The organism is Promicromonospora kroppenstedtii DSM 19349, assembly GCF_000515355.1.
GTDB classification, from domain to species: Bacteria; Actinomycetota; Actinomycetes; order Actinomycetales; family Cellulomonadaceae; genus Promicromonospora; species Promicromonospora kroppenstedtii.
Genome location: NZ_KI911704.1, coordinates 41943 through 42735 on the forward strand (window position 1 = coordinate 41943; position 793 = coordinate 42735).

At 73.0% G+C, this 793-nt stretch carries 2 protein-coding genes; both read right to left on the minus strand.

Annotated elements, in window-relative coordinates:
• Positions 1-187 (minus strand): DUF7059 domain-containing protein (locus PROKR_RS38205; RefSeq protein WP_425414912.1); only part of this gene is annotated, 187 nt, incomplete at its 3' end.
• Positions 188-197: 10 nt separating this feature from the next.
• The coding region (locus PROKR_RS18755) for a hypothetical protein (RefSeq protein ID WP_036965642.1) at positions 198-793 on the minus strand (596 nt) is incomplete at its 5' end.

Here is a 793-nt window from a genome sequence, read left to right on the forward strand (position 1 = left end):
GCTTGCCCGCCACCGCCGCGGCGAGGGCCCGGCGGGCGGGCAGGGCCTGTTCGCGGTGCAGCGCGGACGCGGCCAGGGGCCCGAGCACGTCCTCGACGCCGTCGACGTCGTAGGCGGAGGAGACCAGGTCGTCCCGGAGGGACGCGACGAGGGCGGGATCGGTCACAGGAGGGTGCACGGGCACCATCCTGACCCGACTACCGGGTGCAGTTCGAGTTGACGTACAGGCCGATGGTCTCGGACGCCTTCACCATCGCCTCGGTGTCGAGCTCCTGCTGCGCGCCGCCGACCGCCGAGATCACCGCGGGGCCGTCGTTGGCCTTCACCTTCTCGATGTTGTTGGCCACCGTGGAGTAGTACGTGAAGGCGACTGCCCACTCCTGCGAGATCTCCTCGGGCGGTGTGACTCCGTCCAGCGCGTTGCGCGCGTTGATGAAGCCCTTGCGCAGGGTGTCCGGCTGGTCCTCGACCATCGCCGACTGCGCGTTGGCGGCCTGTGTCCAGGCCATCTGGGTCTGCGCGCACGACGCGGCGTCCGCCGTCGAGCCCGAGCCACCGGCGCCGCCGGAGAAGGTGTCCATGCCCCAGCCCGCGCCCAGGCCCAGGCCCGCGGAGACGACGCCGGCCAGGACGAGCACGAGCGGGCGGTCCAGGAACTTGGGCAGGCCCCGGCGCAGGGTCTTCTTGATCTTGCGCTGCTGCGCCGTGCTGGGCGTGGGGATGCGGCCGCGAGGTCCCTTGCCGGCCTTCGACGAGCCGGACCGGCCCGGGCCGGACGGCTCGCCGGCGCCCG